12 protein-coding genes are annotated in these 18551 nt (G+C 61.8%); 5 read left to right on the top strand and 7 right to left on the bottom strand.

Annotated features, from left to right (window positions below; all coding sequences use genetic code 11):
- Positions 1–221 precede the first annotated feature (221 nt).
- The 4 genes from HZB60_11060 (at position 222) to HZB60_11045 (ending at position 7971) form a co-directional block, all read left to right on the top strand.
- Positions 222–1616, top strand: a complete 1395-nt coding sequence (locus HZB60_11060; GenBank protein ID MBI5060305.1) for a hypothetical protein — start codon at positions 222–224, stop codon at positions 1614–1616.
- Positions 1594–1974: a hypothetical protein gene (locus HZB60_11055; GenBank protein MBI5060304.1), complete on the top strand. Its 381-nt coding sequence runs from the start codon at positions 1594–1596 to the stop codon at positions 1972–1974. The genes HZB60_11060 and HZB60_11055 overlap by 23 nt, the downstream gene beginning before the upstream one ends.
- Before the next feature lie 3 nt (positions 1975–1977).
- Entirely contained in the window at positions 1978–3081 is a 1104-nt protein-coding gene (locus tag HZB60_11050) for a hypothetical protein (GenBank protein ID MBI5060303.1), read from the top strand.
- Positions 3082–3162: 81 nt separating this feature from the next.
- Positions 3163–7971: a T9SS type A sorting domain-containing protein gene (locus tag HZB60_11045; GenBank protein MBI5060302.1), complete on the top strand. Its 4809-nt coding sequence runs from the start codon at positions 3163–3165 to the stop codon at positions 7969–7971.
- Positions 7972–8063: 92 nt separating this feature from the next.
- On the opposite strand, the gene HZB60_11040 is transcribed toward HZB60_11045, so the two are convergent.
- Both HZB60_11040 and HZB60_11035 read right to left on the bottom strand, forming a co-directional pair.
- A complete protein-coding gene (locus HZB60_11040) occupies positions 8064–9101 on the bottom strand; it encodes a PD40 domain-containing protein (protein MBI5060301.1) in 1038 nt (345 codons plus the stop codon).
- Positions 9102–9144: 43 nt separating this feature from the next.
- Positions 9145–10917, bottom strand: a complete 1773-nt coding sequence (locus HZB60_11035) for a M20/M25/M40 family metallo-hydrolase (GenBank protein ID MBI5060300.1) — start codon at positions 10915–10917, stop codon at positions 9145–9147.
- Positions 10918–11035: 118 nt separating this feature from the next.
- Here HZB60_11035 and HZB60_11030 point away from each other — a divergent pair, with 118 nt between their 5' ends.
- Positions 11036–11425, top strand: a complete 390-nt coding sequence (locus tag HZB60_11030) for a hypothetical protein (protein ID MBI5060299.1) — start codon at positions 11036–11038, stop codon at positions 11423–11425.
- 60 nt (positions 11426–11485) lie between these two features.
- On the opposite strand, the gene HZB60_11025 is transcribed toward HZB60_11030, so the two are convergent.
- The 5 genes from HZB60_11025 to HZB60_11005 are packed head-to-tail and all read right to left on the bottom strand — an operon-like array spanning position 11486 to position 18543.
- A complete protein-coding gene (locus HZB60_11025) occupies positions 11486–12517 on the bottom strand; it encodes a glycosyltransferase family 9 protein (protein MBI5060298.1) in 1032 nt (343 codons plus the stop codon).
- A complete protein-coding gene (locus HZB60_11020) occupies positions 12514–14574 on the bottom strand; it encodes a metallophosphoesterase (GenBank protein MBI5060297.1) in 2061 nt (686 codons plus the stop codon). Before HZB60_11020 ends, HZB60_11025 begins: the two co-directional genes overlap by 4 nt.
- A complete protein-coding gene (locus tag HZB60_11015) occupies positions 14571–15653 on the bottom strand; it encodes a glycosyltransferase (protein ID MBI5060296.1) in 1083 nt (360 codons plus the stop codon). The genes HZB60_11020 and HZB60_11015 overlap by 4 nt, the downstream gene beginning before the upstream one ends.
- Positions 15650–17479, bottom strand: a complete 1830-nt coding sequence (locus tag HZB60_11010; protein ID MBI5060295.1) for an ABC transporter ATP-binding protein — start codon at positions 17477–17479, stop codon at positions 15650–15652. Before HZB60_11010 ends, HZB60_11015 begins: the two co-directional genes overlap by 4 nt.
- Entirely contained in the window at positions 17476–18543 is a 1068-nt protein-coding gene (locus tag HZB60_11005) for a glycosyltransferase (GenBank protein MBI5060294.1), read from the bottom strand. Before HZB60_11005 ends, HZB60_11010 begins: the two co-directional genes overlap by 4 nt.
- Positions 18544–18551 lie beyond the last annotated feature (8 nt).

Raw genomic sequence — 18551 nt, 5'->3', positions numbered from 1 at the left:
GGACGGCTCCCGAACAGGGGCCGTCCTTTTTTGTGCCCCCAGCATCTGAAACATCCGCCAGGTGGCTCCGGCCTGTCGGCAAGAGTTGCCGGAGTGCTGCAAGAATTGTTGCCAAACTGCTGTGAATTAGCGGGGAAGGTGATATGGCACATGACTTGCGAACATGTTTCTCGAACCAAAGTCTTTAGGGTCAAATGCGAGCTTTCTATAACGCACTATATATGCTTGTCTTAACGGGTGTGGCCGCCGCACAAGGGTGGCCGTCCGCTGCGTATGTCTCGCCAGAAGCGGGACTTCCGCCGGTCCTGCGAGGGCATCTCTGGATGGGCTACGGCGGCGAGTTCCTCCACGACGACCTGTGGCAGGACACGCGTCATAAGTTTAATATCAATATTGGGTTGACAGATCATGTGGGCTTGGCGATGAGCGGGTCGAGCCGTGATCTCAGCGGCCTCGGAGCATTCCAAAAAGGGCCGGAGGACAGTCGCCTTGGTTTGTCCTACTGGCCGATCAATTCGAAAGATAGACCGCTGCGAATCGGGTTCAACAGCAATTTCGTGCTGCCTACCGGTTACAGAGATCAAGAACTCTATTACGATAGTCTGAGCGCGACCGGCGGTGTGTTGCCTTCCTTCAGTATGAAGCAGACGGGAGGCGAATTGTTCCTTGGCGGCCTCTGGAATCCGGCCACCGTTGCCGAAGTGAATGCGTTTGGGGGCTACTTCGCTTCGTCCGATCGGCTCGAGCAATCCTTCCGCTGGGGAAGCCGGTTGTGGCTGGCTCCGTTCGGACCCCGGATCGCGGCTGAATTGGGTTTTGCGCAGTCCTTTACGCGGATCGGGACGATGCCCAATACACAGGTGATGAGTAGCGGCCTGGCGATAACGGGACCGTGGGGATTTCAGATCGCACCGGGATTCAGCGCGGACCTCGCCGACGAGCCTGTCTATGGATTCAATATCGGACTGCGGTTTGAAGGCCGTTTGTCCCGGCAGCTATTTCCGGAACGCTCGGGAGCACCGCGAATCGCGCACCATGAAGGGACGATTCTGATCGCCCCGCCGATGGCCAGCGTGCCACTGGCGGATCGCGATGAATTGTGGAAGGCCTTGCTACACGAGCTGGAACCCGCCTTTGACAACGTCGAACCGCTGAGTTCGCTTGATCTGCCGGGATTGCCCTACGATGGCTCGACAAACACGGCGTTCTGGAATACCGTGGAAGCGATCGCGCTGGCGAATCCCGACGTGCGGTGGCTGATGATTACCGATGTCGATCACGAAGCAGTTGCGGCGGGTGGAGGAGTCAGAGTTCCCCTGCTGTTTTCGCAGCCGAAGTGGCGAGCGGAATGCCGCGCGCGGGTGCGCCTGATTCATCTCGGAGCGCTGGAAATGGCTGCCGATCGCGTCATGACCGCGCGGGCGGAACAACGAACGGCGGCAAAGCTCTCCTTCGTGTCGAGCGACGAGCAACGCGGACTGAGTCTGGCGGAAAGCCGGGCGTTGACGCTGGATGCCTATCAACGCTTCGGGAAGCAATTGGCGGGAACCCTTGACATTCAAGACCAGACCGACACCGAGGACGAGGAGATCCGTGCGCTGGGCGATCGTCGTTAGTGCGCTTGCGCTGATTGCGTGGAGCTGCGCGCCGCAGGAGGACGAGACCGAGCCCGGGAATCCGAACGGTCCCGTGCTGACCATCTCGGTTGAAGCTCAACCGTGGTCCGTGCCGGCCGACGGCGAGAGTCAGATTGTGATCTTCGTCGAGTGCTTTGAAGCGGGCCACCCGGTGGCGGATTCCACGGAAATCGTGCTCTTGAACACGATCGGAACCCTGCAATCCGGCACGCTGCTCACGCAGGGCGGCATCGCCCTGGATACCCTTACCGCCGATAGCGCCGCGGCACTGGGAATGGTGATCGCGTACACACAAGGCGTGCGCGACACCGTCGAGATTATGTTCACCGAACCCTAAGCTATGCCAAACGACCGCACGCCGACACTTCGACTGTGGATGATTACCCATGGGCTGCTGCTGAGCGGACTGCTGCTGCTCGGCTGCTCGAGCGGCTCGTCGCGCCAGCCCAACGGACCGCAAGGGCCGGAAGGGTTATCGCTCGACTATTGCCGCGTGGTGGACTCCGCGGGCGAAATGCACGTGCAATGGGCGGCAAATCACTCGACCACCGGCGAGATTCGCTTCGGTCGAACGATGTACAGCGCACTGGTGCGATTCCCGCAAGCGGCGGTCGAACACGACAATCTGCTGATCGGCCTGGAATGGGCCGCCGACTATGTTTATGAATTGCGCGCCACGGACAGTCTGAGCAATGTGGCGATCTGCAGCGGCGAATTCCGGACGCCGGACAAGGCCCGGCCGGAACCGTCGATCCTCGGGCTGGCGATTACGAATATCGGTGAAACATCGGCGCTGGTGAGCTGGCGAACCGACGAGCCGGCGACGACCATTCTGTATTTCGGCGCCGCGAGTCCGTTGGACTCTGTTCGCGATTCCGCGATGTTGATTGAGCACGAGGTGACGCTGACCGACCTGAACGCCGAAACCACTTACCTGTTACGCGCGGAGGCGGTAGATTCCAGCGGACTGCGCGGCGCGGGCCGGGACACGAGCTTTGTCACGGCGGCGCGGTTGACGATTCGCTTCGATGACGCGAGCGTCGGCCTCGGTGATACGGCGCTCATCAGTATTTACATCGAGAATTCGACGGATCTGGCCGCGCTGCAATATGCCTTCGAATTCGACGTCGGCAGCCTCGAAGTTATCGATCTGCTCGAAGGTGAGTTCTATTCCACGAACGACGGATTCGCCTTCTTCCGCGGGATCCGCAACTCGCGCGGGCAGGTCTCCAATTACATGACCTGGAGCATCGACTATGCCGGCAATACCCGGATCGGGACCGCGGCGGACGGTGACGGCGTCGTCGCGCAGCTGGCGGTTCGCGGACTACAGCCGGGGAATTCGCACGCGCACTTCGCGGCGGACAGCACCTTCGGGTTGGACATGTATGCCGCGCCGCGAGTTTGTGACCTTAGCGCGGGGACCATCATCGTGGAGCCGTAAGCCACGCATGCACTCTTTGTCAACAAAATCGTTTCATCATACGCCGGGCGAAACCGCCCCTGCCCTCGGGAGGATCAAACCATGAATCTCCGCTACCGTTTACTCAGCGCCTCGCTGGCCAGCCTGCTCAGTCTGAGCATCGCGGCAACCGCAGCATCGAGTTATCGCTCCTTCGTGGAGTGGAACGGACCGTACTTCAACGTGCAACATGCCCTGAACTCGGACAGCAGCGCTTATCTTGACTATCTGGTCAACTCGCCGCTGCCGCTCTACGGCTCGCCGTTCTCGTCACCGACCGCCGTCGCGATGTTCGGATCCGTGACCACGCCCAGCGTGTTCGTGGTCGATCGCGATCAGCGACGCGTGCAGGTGTTCACCACGAGCGCGGGTTGGAATGTCGAGGACTTGAGCTACAGCGCGACGCCGGTGCAGGGAAACTTCGGCGCCGCCCAGATCAAGTTTTCACAGGGTGAAATCGTCCCCGCCAGCGAGCGCATCCGCATCAACGGCAAGTTCTTTCGACGAGTCAGTTCGCTGACCGGATACGGGGTCGCCGATTCGGTGTACGCCATCGCCAATTCGGGCGGACCGAATATCGGCGGCGTCGTGGCGCTGCCCGCCGGCTGGGACCTGACGGTCAACGACTCGGTGCGCGTGGAATACGGTTACGCCACGCCGCAGGGGGTGGCGGGCATCGGCGAAGTGGACTATGTGCTGACCGCGGCCACGCCCGTGGCGTTGCCGTTGCAGCTCAATGAAGCGACGCAGGCGAATGATCCGGCCTTGACGGATCTGAGCAGCATCGCCTTGAATACTTCCGTGCGCTCCGGCGAAGTTGTCGATTTGTACCTGATCAACTCGCTTTCCAGCGGCGCCGGGGCACTGGCCTCGTATGCGCTCGATGCCGTCGGGTTCGGCGGCGCGTTCACTTACGTGGACCAGTATCCGGGCGCGCTGTCGCGACCGCATGATGTGGAGATTGTCGAAACCGACGTCAATACCGACGGCTCGATCGCCGAGAACCTGCCGAGCGGGACCAATAATCTGCTGCTGACCGAGTCGGTGCACAATCAGAATACGTTCCTCGGGCATGACTACCGGTTGACATTCTCCTTCGACACGGCCTCGACTATGAATCAGTCAGCGTCACCGCTGAATGAGGAATCGGACATCGCCTTCGATCCGCTGACCGGCCGACTGCACATGGTGTTCTGCCGGGACAATGACACGGAGGGAACTTCGTACAGCTACAGCGACGACTACGGTCAGACGTGGTCCGCGGCGGTGCGGATTTCGCCGACGTCGCTGACGGGAGCGCATGACCGGCCGCGGATCGCCCTGCGATCGACGGGCGAACTGCATGTCATCTACGAGGCGGTGACCGCGGGCGAGCGGCATCTGTTTCATTCGTATTCGGTGGGTGGAAGCACCTGGTCCACCAACACGAACCTGACGGCGTCCATCACCCCGTCGATCGTGGCCGAAAACCGGTACGCGAATCTGCTGGTGGACCTGACCGACAACGTGCAAGTCGTGTGGTCGGGTGACGACGATGTCTATCATCGCACGTTTTCGGGGAGCGCCTGGGGTGCCATCTATGAGGCGGCCAGCGGCAGCGGAACGGGTTTCAGCGCGCCGCACTGCGTCATGAGCCGGCAAGGCAGAATCTACATGGCTTACGTCTCGGATGCCGCCAGTCCGTCGAAGATCAGCTTCCTGTTGTTCAACGGCGTTTCCTGGGGCAGTTACGAAACCGGCGGATTTACGGCTACCGTTGACCAAGTGACCGGGACGGCCGGAGTGGCCAGCGAGACCAGTCGCGGCGAGACGTTCGCGTTTCCGCAAATCGCACTGAGCGGCGATACGGTGTGGGTGTTCTGGGTCGGTCAGGGCACGGAAGTGTGGCCGACGACGACCGAGCTCTACTACAATCGAATCGACGCGTTGGACGGCGAGTTCACCTCGGGAGCCGGCACCGCGCTGACGACCGGCGAAGACGCTTCGCCGCAACGGTTCAGCGCGTACGCGGATGACCTGGGCAACGTACACATCGCCTATCCGTACGCCACGACGGCCGACCAGGACGGAATTCGCTACAAGACCTATGACGTGAGCGCCGCGGATTTCTCGCCGGCGACAACCGCTACGGGCCGGATGATCTATGTGGAAGGTGCCGCCGCGACGCAGTACGCCTACGAGCCGCGACTCATTTGTCCGTCGATCAACGGACAGGTCGTGCCGATGCTGGCCTGCGGCAAAGCCTGGACAACGCTCGATGGCGGCGATCCGCGCATCGTGTTCAAGGTGATCGACGGCGTGCTCTCCATTCTCGACCAGACCAACCTGAACGTCGTCAACGACTTCCTGGTTTGGAATCACGGGGCAGCCAACAGCACCGCAATTCCGGGCGTCACGTTCACGATCACAAACTCAACCGATGACATTTCGGTGACCGACGACGTCGATGCCATTGAGTTTAATGTCGGTGACTACTTTGAACTGGACGGCACGGCGCCGATCAAGAACGACAATCTGTTTGTCACCGATTCCGACGCGCACAAGCTGAAGGTCATTCGTGCGTATGACAACATTGACGACTGCTTTGGCGGCGCCTGGCGATACGAAGTCCCGGGCAAGTCGGACGGTTCCCCGTTGCAGACTTACAAACTGGGAACGGTGGGCGGCGAAGGCAGTTACTCCGTGTGGGCCAGCGCGGACTCGATTCCGTGGACCATCGTTGACGACTTGCTGATTACCGGACCGACGGACCGGACCTGTGAGGTCAATCGCTTCACGGGGGAAGTCCGCTTCGGCGACGGCGCCCACGGTCTGGTTCCGAGCGACGGAATCTTTATTCGCGTGCGTTACGCGGAGTCGGTGGATCAGGCGGAATACGGCCGGCAGGGTTCGAGCCTGGGGCAACTGAATCTGCCGCGCGGAATCGCCGCGCGCTGGAATTCACGACTGGGTCACTTCGACATTTACCTGTGCGATACCGGCAACAACCGGCTGCAGAAGCTGGCCTACCTGCCGAGTGCCGCCGTTGACCCGGACAACTGGATCAGCCCGGTGGTGGCGTGGAATGCCGTCAGCGGCGCAACTGATTTACTGTCCAGCCCCGATGATATCGAGGTGGTCATGCAGGATCAGGACGTCTATCTGGCGGTCTCCGATAACGGCAACGGGCGGCTCGTGCTCTATCGCGATGACGAAGCGACAGGCAGCGGTGGATCCACCGCCCCGGCCTTCGTCACGACGATTGGCAGCAACGGTGCGTCACTGTCGCAGTTCCTCGACCCGCGCGGATTGGCGGTGATGTCCGAAGATACGGGCCTGGTCGTGTTCACGGCCGATGCCGATCGCGACATCGTTACCAAGAGCCTGCGCCGGGATTGGCTGGCCGAAGAAGCCGGCGACAGTACGGGCGGCGGCGGACCCGCCGACAACACGATGCGAATCGAGATGGTTGATCCCATCGATGACGATACCTACTTGCTGCTCCAGCGCGGCGCAACGCGAACGATCGAACTGCGTGCATCGCGGACCGATTCGATTACGGCGCTGCGAACGGTGCTGACCTTCCCACCGTCCATGATCGACGTGATCAGCGTGAATGAAGGCAACCTCTGGTCCGGCGAGCGGTTCACGAACAAGATCTTCCTCTACGATTTCAATAATACCGCCGGGACGCTGGAGATCAACGCGTCAATGGTGGGTGACGATGACGGGTTGACGACGGGATCGTCGCGCGTGATCGCCTCAATTGTCGTGCGAGCCGATTCCTTCAGCGTGCCGTCAACCGGGGACTTCGCCTTCGCGGACAGCCTCGCCGATTTCCGGGACGTCCACAACGCCGAAGTCAGTACGTGGGTCGGAAACGACATGCACCTGCGGGGCGGCTACCTGGGAGATATCGCTTCCCCGTCCGATGATCCGGGCGATCCGCCGAACATGATTCCCGCCGTGGACGGACGCATCGATTTTGCGGACGTGAACGTGTTCACCCAGGGCTGGAACGGAGACGGCATCACGTTTGATCCGATTTCGGATATCGGACCGTACACCGGGACTACCGTCCCGAATCTGGTGGCGAATCCCGACGGCAGACTGGATGCCTACGATCTGCTCTCCCTGTCCACGATGTACAACTGGTATAACAGCAGCTCGACGACTTCGCTGCCGGAGCCGCCGCGGGCGAACGGCACGCAACTCGACGCGGCGCGAGCGGTGGCGGTCGTGATTCGTCCAACTGCGCACGGCTGGACCGCGGAGGTGCAGGCTCGTGATGTCGAGGCCCTGACGACTGCTCACATCTATCTGGCCGTCGACGGGCCGGACGCCACGATCGACGACGCCTCAGACGGCGGTTTTCTCGGCGCCGGAACCACGTTGTTCCTGCGCACGGTTCGCGGCCAGGCGGTGGATATCGCCATGGGCCGGTTGAATCCGCAAGCCCCGACGGTGTCAGGCAGCGGAGTGTTGGCATCCATCGAGCTGACGGGATCGGCAGGTTTGCCGCCGAGCATCTCCATGTTTTATGAACTGCGCGATGCGCACAATCAGATCACGGCGACCGCCAACGTGCTCGGATTCGAAGCGGAACCCGTCCCGAGCAAGTTCGGACTGGGAACACCGTTCCCCAATCCGTTCAACGCGACCACCACGTTCACGATTGAACTGACCGATGTGGCACAGGCACAGCTAAGCGTATTCAACGCGCTGGGGCAGCACGTCGCCACGGTGGTGAATCGCGAACTGCCGGCGGGCGTGCATCAGATCGCGTGGGATGCCCGCGGCGCAACCGGCACGTCCCTGCCGACGGGTATCTATTTCGCGCGACTTGAAGCTAACGGCCTGAGCGCCGTGCGCAAGATCGCCCTTCTGCGGTAGCCAACGCCGCGGGCCGAGGGCGCCCGCGTCAGACAAAGCAGCAAGAGGCGGCCCGCGGGCCGCCTCTTGCGATTCGCAGGGCGTTCAGGAGACTATTCGATCCAGTCGGCGATGAAGATATTCGTTTCGTGAGAATGCTTCTGCTCGCCGCGATTCGAAGCAAAGATCAGCTTCTTGCCGTCGTAGGACCACATCGGAAAGCCGTCGAATACCGGCGAGTTTGAGACCCGATCCAACCCGGAGCCGTCAGGATGAATGCGCCAGAGATCGAAGTTCGGCATGTGGCTGCCGGAGCTGTCGGCAAAGTTGCTCGTGAACACGATCCAGCTTCCGTCGGGACTCATGTACGGACAAAAGCTGGCCGCGCCGAGATTCGTGACCTGACGCTGGCCCGTGCCATCCGAATTCATGATCCAGAGTTCAAGGCGAGTCGGCGACACCGCCTGCTCGCTCCACAACGTGTTCCAGCGCACCAACTCCTCCGGTGAACGCGGGTGAAAAGCGCGATACACAATGTACTTGCCATCCGGAGAAAAGAACGGCCCGCCGTCGTAGCCGACCGTGTACGTGAGCCGCCGGATGTTCGTGCCGTCGGAGTTCATCTTGTACAGTTCGAGATCGCCGTCGCGCGCCGACGTGAAGACGACCTCCTTGCCGTCGGGGCTGACGGCGGCCTCGGCGTCGTAACCGCTGGAGTTCGCGAGCACACGCAAATTCGAACCGTCCCGCTTCGCGCGGAACACGTCATAGTTGAACAGACCCCACACGTAGCCCAGCGCGCGGTCCGGTTTCACGGGGCACTCGGCACCGTGTTCATGGGTGCTGCAAAAGACGATATCCTCGGTTCCCGGAACGAAAAAAGAACAGGTCGTGGCGCCCGTCCCGGTGCTGATCAACTGCTGACCGGAACCGTCGAGATTCATCGTGAAAATCTGGTCGCACTTAAAGCTGTCGCGGGTCGCCTGATAGACTATCAGGTCGCCGTCGTAAGAGAAATAGGCTTCGGCATTCTCACCGCCGAACGTCAATTGGCGCACGTTGCGGAGGTGAGTTTCGCCTTCATAGATCAACGGCTCGGCAAGCGCAAGGGCCGCGCAGAGTGCTATCGCAAGGAGAGAGAGTGTATGCATCAGAGTGAAAGTTGGCGGTGGTCGGTGAACGGAAAGTGACGAGCTATTTCGGCGGTGAGCCAAAGACACATACCGATGAACGCTCCGCGCCCTTGCGCAGGTAGTGAACGTCAGCGCTGTCGCCGGGAGCGTAGGTGCGCAGGGCAAACACGAGATCATAGATGTTGTTGAGCTTGACCTTGCCCATCTGAACCATGAGGTCGCCGCCCGTCAGTCCGGCCGACTCCGCCGGGCTGCCGCTGCGAACGCCGCTGAGCAGGACCCCGATCAGCGTGTCCGCTTGCGAGTAGTCGGGGATCGAGCCAAACCAGGCGCGAAAACGACCGCCGCCCTGCGGAGGCGGTTCCGAACTCTTGACAAAGGTCAACGGTGCGGAGAATTTCGAAATCCCGCGTACCGTATTTTCAGCCAGCCGGGTGACACGGGCCATGTCGTCAAAGTTGATGCGCTTGTAGTCGTCGGTCGAGCGGTGATAGTCTTCGTGCGCGCCGGAAAAGAAGAAGAGCACGGGACGGTCGGCCAGATAGAAGTTCATGTGATCCGAGGGGCCGTAGCCGTCGCCCTTGCAGGTGACGTTCAGTCCGATCGACTGATTGGCGTCCTCGATGATCCCGGAAAATTCGTCGGCGCTCTTGCAGCCAAGCACGGAAAATTGATTGTCCTTCACGCGACCGACCATATCGAGATTGATCATGGCCCGCACCAGATCGAGCCGCAGCGGGAAGTTCTTCACCAGGTGCGAGGAGCCGCCCAAGCCGGTTTCCTCGGCGGTGAAGGTCGCCAACATGACCGTCTCGGGAATCGGCCGGGACATGAGATCGCGCGCGATCTCGATCACCGAGGCAACACCGCTGGCGTTGTCGTCTGCACCGTTATGAATCTTGCCGGGGTGGGGATCGAGACTCCCGCTCTGGCCGAAACCGAGGTGATCGTAGTGAGCGCCGACGACGATAACCGTGTCGTTGCCGGGAATCAGACCGACGACATTCTTGACGGCGACGGTTTCACGCGTCAGGTCGGCGGTCAGAGTGACGTTGACGCTGTCCGTGATCTGCATGCTGCGCGGTTGCGTGTTGCTGTCGATGGAGCGTTGCAGTTTCTCAAGTTCGAACTCGGGAAAGAGCCTGGCCAGGGCCTCGCGGGTGATCCGCAGGGCCGGAATGCCGCAATCTAGATAAGGCTCATCGGCGCGCGGCACCGCTAACTCCTCCACGCCCGTTCCGGCGTAGAGCGGACCTTCGACAACCAGCATCGCCACCGCATTCTTCAGCTTCGCGTTGCTGGCCTTACTGCGCAGCGTCGCGTGAGCCGTGTAGTTGACGCCTTCAAAGACGGACGACGAATCGAATTCGCCGGGCTCCCCGGTCAGACAGAGGATGATCGCGCTGTCCACGTGCATGTCGGCGAAATCGTCATAGTTGAATTCGGGAGCGGTGATCCCGTAGCCGACAAACACGACCGGTGCGGTGACAGTGCCGGCGCTGGAAAAACCGATCGGCATGATGCCGGAGGAGGTGTCCGCGCCGGTATCGCCGGATTGGACGCGATTGTTCGGGCCGAGCTGGACTCCCCAGCCCATCTCGAACGGCTGAAAATAGCTGCCGCCAAAGGGAGGCTGCAGGCCCAGCTCCTGAAAGCGGTCGGCGATATACTGGGCGGACTCATCCAGGCCCTTCGTGCCGATGCCGCGGCCTTCCTGCTTGTCGTCCGCGAGGAATTTGACATGCTTCTTCAGATTCGATTCCAGCGGCGATGCCAGAGCCGTCGAAACCATACAAACCGCAATGAAGGTAAGCAAGAACTGGAACTTGCGCATGGGGGGTGGGAGTTGATAAGGTGGTCGAAGGGTTGAAGGCCGGCGGTCCGCACGGCTTGTCTTTTCAAGGAGAAATGCGTATATTCCGTGAACTTCGATTGTGGATACGAAGACCAAGATGAACGACAAAATCCGACTTGATATCTGGCTGCATCGCGCCCGCTTGTTCAAATCGCGAACTCAGGCTACGCAGGCGTGTCGCGAAGGTAAGATCATGATCGGCGAGCGATTCGCCGATGCCGGGAGTTTAGTCGGCGCGAATGACATGGTCAAGATTCGCAGCCAGGGCTTATATCGCGCCTACGTTGTGAAAGAGGCCGCGGATATCAACCTTTCCAAGCAGGATGCGAAGCGAATGTACGAAGAGCAGACGGCGCAGGAAACGCTGGAGAAATTTCGCGAAATCCAAGTTGCCAACCGGGAGTGGCGGGGCGGCGCCAAGAAGGAGGAGGGGCCCCGACCGACCAAGAAGGCTCGGCGGGACCTGACGCGAACACGCGGGCGATAGCACGCGCAACCAATCAGAGAATGTACCGACCGACGAGCGGATCCGAGTGATCCGCTCGCTTTATTTGTTCAAGAGCCGCAATGCCGCTTCCGCGACGACAGCCGGGTCGAGGCGACGCAGGCAGCCGCGTTGCGCACAAATGGACTCGACGCAGCGCGGACGATCGACGCAATCCGGCGTCAGCACGATCTGACGCGGACTCGTTGAGTCGTTCCAATTCAGCGGGTTGCCCGGACCGAACAGCGTCACGGTGGGAATCCCACAGGCCACGGCGACGTGCTTGGGGCTGGAGTCGGGGCCAAGATACAAATCGACATCGCGATACAGCGCCGCCAGTAGCGGGACGCGGGCGTCTATCAGCTGCGGAATGCGAGTAGGCAGCACCGATTGGACTTGCTCGCCATAGATGGCCTCGCCGGGACCGGAGGTGAGAAGACAGGAGCAGCCGTGCCGTTGTAGTTGATCGATCACGGCGGCGCAGAGCTCGGCGGGGTAGCGTTTAGCGGGATTTGCGCCGCCGACCGCCACCGCCACACGCGGGCGAGGCAGATTGCGTAACGCGGCCGCCGCTTGCCGTGTCGCGTCGGGAGCGGCCTGATCCGCGAACATCTCCAACTCGCGGCCAGCGGACGGAACGCCGAGTTGGCGCAGAATTTCCAGACGAAGATCGACCGCATAAAGATCGGCGTCGCGCGGCTCCTCCATCACGCGATGGGTGTAAGCCCAGCGCCGACCGAAGCGATTCAGGCCGACTCGAACCGCCGCACCGGACAGAAATGCAAACTGCGCGCTGCGCGGATTCGACAGGAAATCGATGGTCCAATCATAGCGCTCGCGGCGCATCAGCCGGACAAACTCAACGGTCTCGCGCAGGCCGTGACGAGGGGCGACCAGCAGGCGAGCAATGTGCGGGTGACCGGACAGGACTTCGTCAGCAGGCTGCTCCGCGATGAAATCGAGCTGTGCGCGCGGAAAGCGAGTATGCAGCGCGCGAATTGCCGGAGTGCCGAGCAGCGTGTCGCCGATGCGTCGCAGCTGGATGAACAGAATGCGGCGCGGTTCAGCCGTAATTCGTGGACCGCGCAGGATCATGCGTTGCGGAACTCGAAGCGCTGGAGCGGCTCGGCGAGGGAGACTTCATGACTCGAGATCGGCAGCGCCTCCAGACTCAGCGATCCGGGTCGGGCCGTCGCGATCCAGTAATGGTGACGCTCCGATGCCGAGACGAGTTTGGAACCGCCGCCGCCGGAGATCACGTACTGGATCCCGTCGCGATCGAAGACGCGCAGCGCGTGAATGTGTCCGGAGAACACGGCGGTCACGCGCGTTTGCCTGAACAGCGCATGAAGTTGCTCGGCGTCTGCCCGATCCTCCATGGCATAGAAGACTCCGGCGCGCGGATCAAACAGCGGTTTGTGCGCGAAGACCAGCCGGAACTCCGCCGCATGGGCCGCGGTCAATTCCTGCTCGAGCCAGCGGAATTGATCCGGTGAGACGCTGCCAAGGGCATTATTCAGAATGACGAATTGGACACGGCCGAGCTCGAAACTGCGCTGGTCGGCGCCGAACAAGCCGTGGAACAGCCGCAAATCCAGACGATCGCCGTCGAAAAGATCATGATTACCCGGCGTGACCACAAGCGGCAGCGGAAAACGCCGCAGGAGCTGACGCAGCCGACGGTATTGCAGCTCGGTGGCGCTGAGCGACATGTCGCCCAGGGAGACCGCGAACTCCGCGCCTGACGCACGAAGACGCTCGACGAGCGTCCGATAGACAAAGTAGCCGCGCTGCCGTGTGCTCACGACGGAATCGGCACCGGCCAGGTCGCCGAAGACCGCGAAGCGAAGTTCGCGGTCATGATCCCGCCCGGTGAACTCGACAATTCTGCCTGACCAGTCCGTGAGCGGATTGACAGCATAGCGCCGGAATTCGGCGCCGCCAGCGGTGATGTCAGAGGATTCGCCAACGACGGAAGCAGGGATCGGCGCGCCGAATAGACGTTTCCACGCTATGGCCGCCACGACGGAGAGCACAAGCACAAGCGCGCCGGCGAGCCAGCCGAACATGGTTCCTGAGGATGGCGGCGCGGGTCGCTCGAACTGGTGGCGAAAGACGGCGCCGAACCACAGCGCGCATGTGAAGAGCAGAGCGAAACTCCAACGCGGCTGACGCAGCAGGTAGGTCGCCAGCAAACCCGCCGTCAATAGCGCAGCGGTGATCGCTGACGCGACACTCACCTTGAGTCCGCCGGTCGCGCTCGGGAGCGCGGCGGCGATCAACAGCGCGAACGTACAACCGAGCAGCAGGTACGGCCAGAGTGACGCGCTGAGCGAACGCTCGCTGCGCGCGGCGAACGCCCGCAGAAAATGATCGGCGGACACCAGCGCGACCACCGGTGACAGCAGCAGCACGCGAGCGGTCAACGCCGCGGGCGCATGCGAACTGACCGCTATGATCAGAATTACCACCGCGGCGCACAATGCGATCGGCAGATCGCGGTTCCAACCGCGGATCGCCGGAATCGCCCAGAGGGTCCACGGCAGGATCGTTAGTGCCGCGAGCAACGGGCTCGGCGCCAACGTCGGATAGGCAAGCGCGGGAAGCACCGACTCGGAGACGGCCAACCGCAGCAGCGCACCACCCGCGTATGCGATGAGCAGAACGCCGCCCCCCCGCAGAGCGCGCTGGCTGCGCGCCGCGAGAATCACGGCGGGCGCATACGCAGCTCCCTCCCAGCGAAATCCACAAACGAATCCCATGTACAAGAGCAGCAGCGCGAGCAACAGACCCGCGCGGGAGTCGGATGCCTGCGCGCGAATCGCCAGCCAAACGCACAGCGCATTCACCGCCGTCAGCGAAAACAAGGCCGCCGCGCCCGGATCCGCGACCGCGACTCCGCACAGGGGCAGCGACGTGAAGACGGCGGCTGCGTAGATGCCCTTGCCGGTCGCATGCAGGCGCTCGCCAACGTCGTAGATCAGGCCCAGGACGATTAGCGCGAGGGCGGCGTTGACGATGATGAACCCGCGCTCGATGAATGATAAGTTCCACGCCTGCGCAACATACGGCAGCCCGGAAACCGCCGCCAGCGCGAGCAGTAAGATTGCGGACACCGCCGATTCGTAGCTGAAGACGCGCCGCTCCGTCATCTGCGGCGCAGGGTCTCCGCAAAGACCGCTTGAAACTCGCGCATTGAGGAGTCCAAGTCGAATTCGCTCCGCGCGCGGGCCTGCATCGCCGCGGCGCAGGCGCGACGAGCATCCGGATTAACCAGCAATCGTTCGACCCGGCCGCGAAGTGCCGACAGGTCTCCGGCGGGAATCAAATTCTCGCGCAATTCACCGCGAAACATCCGGCTTACCGCGCCGACGTCAAAACTCACACTAGCGACGCCGGCGACCATCGCCTCCAGCAGAGCATTCGGCGTCCCCTCGTTTTCGGAGGTCAACACGAACAAATCCGCATCGCCGATCAGCGCCGCATAATCCGCCGCGAATCCGAAAAAATTGAACATAGCCGAGAGACCCATACTCGCGACCCGCCGGCGCAATTCGGTCTCCAGCGGACCTTGGCCGAATAGCACAAAGCGAAGATGGGAGTGCGTCGCACAGAGCATGGACGCGAGTTCGATGAACAGATCGAAGCGCTTCTGCGTTTCGATTCGACCCGCGGATGCAATCAGGATGTCATCGGTACCCACACCCAACTGCCGGCGCAGCGCGCCACGTTGCTGCTCCACCGGACGGACGCCGTTGTGAATGACGCGGACCGTGGAAACATCCAGGCCCAGGCCGCGATAGTCATCGCGAATGGAGTCGGCATTCACAATCAACCGGGAGATATGGCGAGCGAACGCGTAGCGATGGTGCCAGGTATTGCGCAATAACGGGAACCCGTGCCGGGCCACGACGGGGATGCCGCGCCGGCGCGCAGCGGAGCCGAACGTCCAGACTTCCTTGTTGAAATTCACGACGATCAGATCCGGAGTGAGCGCGGTGAGGAGACGGGCGGCGGCCATGCGCGCGCGGGGATCGAAGTCGCCGCGAAAGCGAAACTCGACCGCGTCGAGTCCGAATTCGCGGGCTTGGCTAACCAACCGCGACCCGGGCCAGCCCACGACATGCACGGATTCGCCTTGAGCGGAGAACCAGCGCGCCGCTTCGATGGTCCACTTTTCACCGCCGCCCCAGCTGGCGGGCCACGCGGAATTCACGAAGAGCAGCTTCACGCCGTCGCGGCCGGTGACTCGTACAGCGGCATGAGCGTGGAATAGAGCGGACTCGATTTCACCAGCTCGTCGTGCGTCCCGACCGCTTCGACCCGGCCCTTATCCAGTACCACAACGCGATCAGCGAAGCGGATGGAACTCAGCCGGTGAGCGATGATAATCACGGTCCGGTCCCGAAACAGCTCCGTGAGCGCGTGCTGAATCAGGCGCTCGGATTCGCTGTCAAGCGCCGACGTGGCCTCGTCAAAGATCAGAATGGGAGAGTTGCGCAAGAGGGCACGGGCAATGGCCAGACGCTGGCGTTGTCCGCCGGACAGTTGCGTGCCGCGCTCGCCGACCACCGTGTCCAGACCGTGCGGCATGGCCGCGATGAAGGACTCCGCCTGCGAGCGCTTGATCACATTGCGCAGCCGGGTTTCGTCCACATGCTCCAGCCCATACGCGATGTTGTAACGCACGGTCTCGTTGAACAAAAACACATCCTGACTGACGGAGCTCACCTGTTGGCGGAGCGACGACAGCGACAGCTCCGTGACCGGAATCCCATCGAGCAGAATCCGGCCCTGCTGCGGCTCGTAGAAGCGGGGAATCAAATTCGCGAGCGTGCTCTTGCCGGAACCGCTGCGGCCGACGAGCGCGACCTTCTCGTGCTTGCGAATCGTCAGGTCGATATCCGATAACACCCAATCGGAGCTGGTCTCATAGCGAAAAGACAGGTGCTCGAACCGGAGTTCCCGAGCGAACTCGCGAACCTCAACACCGCCGCGCTCGACGGCCTCGACCGGCTCATGGAAGATCACATCGAGCCGCGCTCCGGCGGCGGAACCGACTTGCAGGTTATTGAAAATCGCGCCAATATTGCGGACGGGGGTCAGAATCGCGAAAAGCACCACGATGAAGCGAATGAAATCCTCGGCGTCGAGCAGTTCGCCGGACAAGACGCGCTGACCGCCGAACAGCAGCACGAGCGCAATAATCACCACGCCGATCGTTTCCGACAGCGGTTGGGCGAGGCGATCGAGGCGGGCCAAGCGCAGGCTGTGACGAAACAGCTCGTCGGCGCGACGCTCAAAGCGCTGCGTCTCGTAACGCTCGGTGCCGAACGCTTTGATCACGCGCGCGCCGGAGATCGCCTCTTGCAGATACGCGGAAAGCTGGCCAAGTTTCTCCTGAATGCGCTTGCTCTTGCGCTTCAAGCTCTGGCCTGTGGCCCGATAGATCAAGCCAAAGAGCGGAACGATGATGAGCGCGGTCAGCGTCAGCTCCCACGAGATCGAGATCAGAATGATCAGCAGGGTGATCGCCGAGAGCGGATCGCGGACGGCCTGCGTGAAAACGCGCTGAAAGGTCAGACTCAGCACGTACACGTCATTCATCACGCTCGACATCACGTCGCCCGTGGCGCGCTTGTCAAAGAACTTGTAGGGGAGGCGCGCGAGCTGGCCGAAGAGCGTGTCGCGCAAGTCCTTGACCATCCGCTGTTCAACGTACGAGACGAAGTACATCTGTCCAAAGGCGAAGATGTTCTTCAGGAGAAAGACGAGAATCAGGGCCAGGCAAAGCTTGGGCAGCGTCTCGGCCGGAGTATCGCCGGCGAACCAGGACCACGACCAGTGTTTGAGGGAATCGTACCACCCTTGCGCCTGACCGAGCGGAAGCGGCGCGGCGTCTTCCTTGCCCGGCATGAAAATGATGCGCAGCACCGGAGCCACCAGCCAGAGTGAGAGCGCGTTGAAGAGCACGTAGAAAATCGTGCAGAACGCCGTCATGATGAGCGCGCCGCGATAGCGCTGGAACGGATTGATGTACCGCAGGTAGGTCGTCATGCCGCGGTCAGAGCGATGAAGAGCGTTTCGAGTTGCTCGGCCATGCGCGTCCAGTTGAAAGTGTCTTGAATCGCCAGCGTGCCCGCCGCGGACCAGCGCCCACAAAGCTCGCGGTCATGAAAGGCGCGCAGGATCGCGCTGGACAGCGCAATCGCGTCGCCCGGAAGCACGAGGCCGCCGCGCTGTTCGGCGGCGATAATTTCGGTCGAGCCGGGAATCGAAGTGGCGATGATGGGGACGCCGGCGGACCAGCTTTCGAGAATGAAGTTGGATACGCCTTCGCGGTAGGACGATGAGACGGAAAGATCCGCCTGCTTCAATACCGCGGCGAGATTCGTGGTGAACCCGCCGAGGCGGACGCTGTCGCCAACCTGACGCTCGTCGATGCGCCGCTGGATCGCAGCTTCCATGTCGCCGCGACCGAAGATCACGCAGCGCAAAGATGGCACGTCACGGAGCGCGAGGGCCATGGCTTCGACGAGCACGTCAAAGCCCTTGTCCGATTCGACGCGTCCGGCGGCGACAATCAAGAATTCGCCCGGCTGTTTGAGCGGCGGAACTTGCTCGCTCGATTCCGCGGAATCCACGCCGTTATAGATCACGTGAATGCGGTCGCGCTGAACCCAGGCGTGCTTGGCCAGCGACTCCTTCACGGCCTGCGCGTTCACGACGATGCCGTCGGGAAAGCGGCCGTAACGCAGGCGTTCCTTGAGCGTGTTGGGGAGATCGCGCGTAATCCCGTTGCGCATCACGTATTTCGCGGACGTCCCCAGGCGCGCGAAACCGCTCAACCAGTAATCGCGGCTGCGCGTGGGCAGCAGAATGTCAATCTCGCGTTCCGTGATCAACTTCCGCAGCTTGAACACCGTGAAGATATCGGCGTCATTCGTAAACGGCAAGGTGAGAAAATCGACCCAGCCGCGCTCGTGGCCTTGCCAGATCTCAAAGTTGCGAATCGCGATCGCGACCTGATGATCGCGCGACGCGAGTGTTTCCGCCGCGCGCAGCGTCCACTTTTCGTTCCCGCCCCAGACCAGTGATGAGTTTACGAAGAGGATGTTCAAGCAGAAAT

This window comes from candidate division KSB1 bacterium (genome assembly GCA_016214895.1).
Taxonomy (GTDB): domain Bacteria; phylum Electryoneota; class RPQS01; order RPQS01; family RPQS01; genus JACRMR01.
The sequence above is the reverse complement of the archived record's forward strand: the minus strand, read 5'-3'. Positions and strand labels throughout refer to the sequence as shown.